Below are 5,017 nucleotides of genomic sequence, written 5' to 3' on the forward strand. Positions count from 1 at the left end.
CGCTCGTGCGTTCTCGGGTAGAGCGCCTGCGTCGGCACGTCCGCCCGCTGCACCGGGACGGGCAGGCGGCCCCGCGGCTCGGCGCGACCCGCGATGACCCGGGCGGCCGCCCGCAGTTCGACGTCCGTCCAGGAGTACGCGGCCAGGCTCGCCGCGTATCCCGTACCCGCCAGCCGGGCGATGTCGTACGGGTTGCGGAGCGCGAGCGTGATCACCGGGACGCCGGTCGCCGCGAGCGCGGCGACCAGCGTGCGCTGGGAGCTGCCCGCCGCGACGTTGTACGTGCCGACGACGACCGCGTCCTTGCCCTGCGCGGCGGCCACCGCCTCCGCGATCCGCGCCTGGGAGGGGGCCGTGCCGGTGGACAGGGCGGTCGCCGTGTACCCCAGCTCCTGGAAGGCCCCGGCGAGCGTGGTGGTGGGCGGCCCCGTCGTGCCGGACGGGGAGGCGGGGTCCGCGCCGACCACCAGCAGGTTCCGGTGCGAGCGGCGGGAGAGCGGCAGCAGCGCGCCGGTGTTGGCGAGCAGCGTGGTCGTGCGCTCGGCGATCCGGTCGGCGGCGGCGAGATGGGCCCGCGTGCCGACGGTCCGGTCCACGCCCCGGTGGGTGACGTAGGGGTCGCGGAAGAGGCCGAGCTTCCATTTGAGCCGGAGGATGCGCAGGATCGATTCGTCGATGCGGGCCTCGCTGAGCTCCCCGCTCCTCACGGCCTCCAGCACGGCGTTCCAGGCGACCGGGAGGTTTGGCGGGTTCAGCAACTGGTCGACACCGGCCTGGAGGGCCAGGACGGGGACGCGCTCGTCGCCGTACTTCGTGCGGACCCCCTCCATGCCGAGGGAGTCGGTCACCACGACGCCGTCGTAGCCGAGTTCCTCGCGCAGGATGCCGGTGAGGATGGGGCGCGAGAGCGTGGCCGGGTCCTCGGACGGGTCCAGGGCGGGGACCACGATGTGCGCCGTCATGATCGAGTCGATGCCCGCCGCGGCGGCCGCCCGGAACGGCGGGGCGTCCAGCTCCTCCCACTGCTCCCGGGTGTGGTGGATGGAGGGCAGACCGGTGTGGCTGTCGGTGCTGGTGTCACCGTGGCCGGGGAAGTGCTTGGCCGTGGCGGCGACACCCGCGCTCCGGTACCCCTTCACCTGGGCCGCGACCAGCTCGGCCACCGACCGCGGGTCGGAGCCGAAGGAACGCACGCCGATGACGGGGTTGGCCGGATTCACGTTGACGTCGGCGTCGGGCGCGTAGTTCTGCCTGATGCCGAGGGCGGCCAGTTCCGCCCCGGCGATGCGGGCCGCCTCGCGCGTGTCGGAGCGCGAGCCGCCGGCACCCAGCGCCATGGCGCCGGGCATGAGGGTGGCCGGTTCGCCCACGCGGCACACGATGCCGTGCTCCTGGTCCGTGGAGATCAGGACGGGCAGGGGGGTCGGCCCGGCGAGACCGGCGCGCTGGATGCCGTTGGAGAGGTCGGCGATCTGGTGCGGGTCGCGGGTGTTGTGCGCCCAGCTGAAGTAGATGATCCCGCCGACGTGATAGGTGGAGATCAGCTCGGCGGCCGTACGGACCCCGATCTCGGCGAGGTTGGCGTCGATGTCCGCCTGGTCGGGGGTGGTGGCGGAATGCCCGTACACCCGCATCACGAAGAGCTGGCCGACCTTCTCCTCGAGACTCATCCGGGCGATGAGCCGCCTGAGGCGGCTGTCCGTGGAGGTGCCGGCGGCCTGGGCGGCGCCGGGCGCGGCGACGGCGCCCGTGGCGGCCACGGCGACCGTGGCCGCGGTGGCGGTGAGGAGGGTGCGTCTGGAGGTGCGGTGGTGCACGTGAGCCCCTTCCGATGCTGAAAGAAACTTCCAAGAAGGTACGGATATATGGAAAGTAACTACCAGTCAAGGGGGCCACCCGAAAAAGCCGGGACACGCGCGGAGAGGGGGAGGCGTGCGGGGCCGGGCCCTCGGACGTGCGTCGAGCGGTCACGCCGGGCCGTCGAGAGCGGCACGCCAGACGGGACTGTCGACGTAGTGGTTGTCGAAGCGCTCGGCGGACTCGGCGATCTCCTTCGGATCGGCCTCACCGCGCATCACCCGGCCCAGCAGCCGCAGGTAGTCGAACCGGCCCATGCCGGGGGTGAACACGAACAGCACGTCCGCCGTGGAGCCGGGCGCCGCCGCGAAGGCGTGCGGCGTGCGCGGCGGCACCAGCAGGAAGTCGCCCTCGCGCAGCACGGTGACCTCCTCGCCCACCAGCACGCGCAGAGCGCCGCCGAGCACGAAGAACAGTTCCGACGCCCTGGTGTGGAAGTGGGCCGGAGCTCCCACGGCCCCCTCGGCGAACGTGGACCGGTAGCTCGTGCAGCCGCCGCCGGAGCCGTCCGAGTCGGCCAGCAGGGTCATCACGCTGCTCGGATCGGCACAGGTCTCCGCCTCCGCGTGGCGGGTCAGCACCGGGGCGAAGGGGGCGGTGGCCGTGGACACGGGAGACGTCTCGTCGCTCATGAGGACCACCCTAGGAGGGCAAGTGCCCACTTCCGTAGGTCATTCGGGCCCGGATGGCGTGGGCCATTCCGTCTCCGCGCACGGCTCCGGCGCGGGGGCCGGGCCGGAGCGGGGGGACGCGGGCCCGGGGTGCCGTCGCACCCCGTGCGCGGCGTGCGTCAGGTCAGCCCCGACCGTGCGCCGGCCGCCCGCAGCGCGGTCACCGCCGCCGTGATCGCCGGCCGTCGCGCCGCCTCCGCGCGCCACAGGGCGTACAGCCGCCGCACCGGCACCGGGTCCAGCCGCACCGCCACCACCCCCGCCGGCAGCCGGCCCCGGCCCAGGCGCGGGATCATCGCCACCCCCAGTCCGGCGGCCACCAGGGAGAGCTGGGTGTGGTGCTCCTCGGCCCGGTGCCGGATGTCCGGCTCGCACCCGGCGGCCCGCAGCGTCCGTACGAGCCAGTCGTGGCACACGGTGCCGGGCGGCTGGCAGATCCACCGCTCCTCGGCCAGCTCCTCCCGCCGCACCGCCGTACGCCCGGCGAGCGGATGCCCCTCCGGCACCAGCAGATCGCACCCGTCGTCACCGATCACGGCCTGCGCCAGGCCGTCCGGCGCCGGTAGCGGGGCGATGTCCCAGTCGTGGGCCACCGCCAGGTCGAGGACCCCCTTGGCCACCAGGTCGACCGAGAGGTGGGGGTCGACCTCCGTCAGCCGTGTCTCCACCGCGGGGTGCTCCCGCTCCAGTTCCGCGAGCACCCCGGGGAGCAGTCCGCGCGCCGCCGACGCGAACGCGCCGATCGACAGCCGGCCCGTGGGTGTCCCCCTGCGCTCCTCGAGCGTCGTCTCGGCCTGTTCCACGATGGCCAGCAACTGCTGCGCGGTGGCGGCCAGGTGTACCGCCTCCTCGGTGAGCGCGACCCCGCGCCCGTGCCGCTCCAGCAGTGTCGTCCGCGTCTCCCGCTCCAGTTTGGTGATCTGCTGGGAGACGGCCGACGGGGTGTATCCGAGGGCGGCCGCCGCTCCCGCCACGGACCCGTGCACGGAGACGGCGTGCAGGGCGCGCAGCCGGGACAGGTCGAGCACGGGAACCTCGCAGAGGGCCGAAGCGTAAGTGGTGCTCAATCCAACCATGAAGAAATCCGCGCTGGTGCTACATGGTGGGCGCGGCCGATGCTCTGTCCATGCGTCCCCTCCACATCGCCCTCGCCGTACTGGTCACCGCCGTCTGGGGAGTGAACTTCGTCGTCATCGAGCTCGGACTCGCCCACTTCCCGCCCCTGCTCTTCTCGGCCCTGCGCTTCCTCGTCGCCGCGCTGCCCGCCGTGTTCCTCGTCGGACGGCCGACGGTGGCCTGGAAGTGGATCGTCGGCGTCGGCCTGTCGCTCGGCGTCGCCAAGTTCGGCCTGCTCTTCATCGGGATGGACCGGGGGATGCCGGCCGGGCTCTCCTCCCTCGTCCTCCAGGTGCAAGCCGTCTTCACCGCCCTCTTCGCGGCGGTGGCGCTCGGCGAACGGCCGGGCAGGACACGGATGCTGGGGATGGGCGCCGCCCTCGTGGGCATCGGGGTCGCCGCCGTCGACGAAGGGGCGGGCGGACCCGTGCTCGCCTTCGTCCTGGTCGTCGCGGCGGCGGCCTGCTGGGGGGTCTCCAACGTCCTCACCCGCAAGGCCGCCCCGGCGGACCCCCTCAACTTCATGGTCTGGGTGTCGACCGTGCCCGTACTCCCGCTGCTCGCCCTGTCCCTGCTTCTCGAAGGTCCACGACGCGACGCCGAGGCCCTGGCCGCCCTCGACCCGGGCGGCATCGGCATCATCCTCTACGTCGCGTGGGTCACCACGGTCTTCGGCTTCGGGGCCTGGGGCTTCCTGCTCCGCCACCACCCGGCCTCGTCCGTGGCCCCCTTCACCCTGCTCGTGCCCGTCTTCGGGATGTCCTCCGCGGCGCTCCTGCTCGGCGAACCGGTGAGCCCCCTGCGGTGGTGCGCGGGCGCGCTGCTGGTCGGCGGAGTTGCCCTGACCTCCCTGCCGAAGCCCCGCACCGGGGCCGGGCGGGTGCCCGGGGCGCGGGCGGCGGAGGCATGAGCGGACGCCGCCCTACTGCTTCGGCGACCCGAGCCGCAGCAGGTGCTCCCGCCCCATCCCCAGCAGACCCGGCAGCGGGGCGGCGGCCGGGTACCGGCGCTTCTCGTACTCCCAGCAGACCCAGGCGTCGGCGTCCAGCGTGTCCAGGCACGCCGTGAGGGGCAGCACCCCGTCCCCGAGGGCCAGGGGCGTCGTCTCCTCGGCGGACGCGATGTCCTTCACCTGGACGTATCCCAGGTGCGGGGCCAGCACCGCCTGGGACACCACCGGCTCCTCACCCGCCAGCCAGGTGTGCATGACGTCCCAGAGCGCGCCGATCTGCCCGTGGCCGACCGTGCCCACCACCCGGGCCACGTCGGCCCCCGCGGGGTGCGAGTCGTGGGTCTCCAGCAGGATGCGCACACCCATGTCGGCCGCGTGGGGGGCGGCGGCGCCGAGCCGGCGCGCGGCGGCCGCGTCGGCC

5 protein-coding genes are annotated in these 5,017 nt (G+C 73.9%); 1 reads left to right on the forward strand and 4 read right to left on the reverse strand.

The features are described from left to right. The 3 genes from ABZ371_RS28850 to ABZ371_RS28860 all read right to left on the reverse strand — a co-directional run. A partial coding sequence (locus ABZ371_RS28850) for a glycoside hydrolase family 3 N-terminal domain-containing protein (RefSeq protein ID WP_358685000.1) occupies positions 1 to 1,817 on the reverse strand: 1,817 nt, incomplete at its 3' end. 150 nt (positions 1,818 to 1,967) lie between these two features. After that, positions 1,968 to 2,489 carry a cupin domain-containing protein gene (locus tag ABZ371_RS28855; RefSeq protein WP_358685003.1) on the reverse strand — a complete coding sequence of 174 codons (522 nt, stop codon included), beginning with the start codon at positions 2,487 to 2,489 and terminating at the stop codon, positions 1,968 to 1,970. Positions 2,490 to 2,647: 158 nt separating this feature from the next. After that, entirely contained in the window at positions 2,648 to 3,556 is a 909-nt protein-coding gene (locus ABZ371_RS28860; RefSeq protein ID WP_358685009.1) for a LysR family transcriptional regulator, read from the reverse strand. 98 nt (positions 3,557 to 3,654) lie between these two features. Between ABZ371_RS28860 and ABZ371_RS28865 the strand changes: the two genes are divergently transcribed. Further along, positions 3,655 to 4,554, forward strand: a complete 900-nt coding sequence (locus ABZ371_RS28865) for an EamA family transporter (RefSeq protein WP_358685005.1) — start codon at positions 3,655 to 3,657, stop codon at positions 4,552 to 4,554. Positions 4,555 to 4,566: 12 nt separating this feature from the next. Here ABZ371_RS28865 and ABZ371_RS28870 read toward each other — a convergent pair. Then, positions 4,567 to 5,017: TIM barrel protein (locus ABZ371_RS28870; protein ID WP_358685007.1), on the reverse strand; the 451-nt coding region annotated here is incomplete at its 5' end.

Origin of the sequence: Streptomyces sp. NPDC005899 (genome assembly GCF_040629645.1) — a bacterium.
GTDB lineage: Bacteria > Actinomycetota > Actinomycetes > Streptomycetales > Streptomycetaceae > Streptomyces.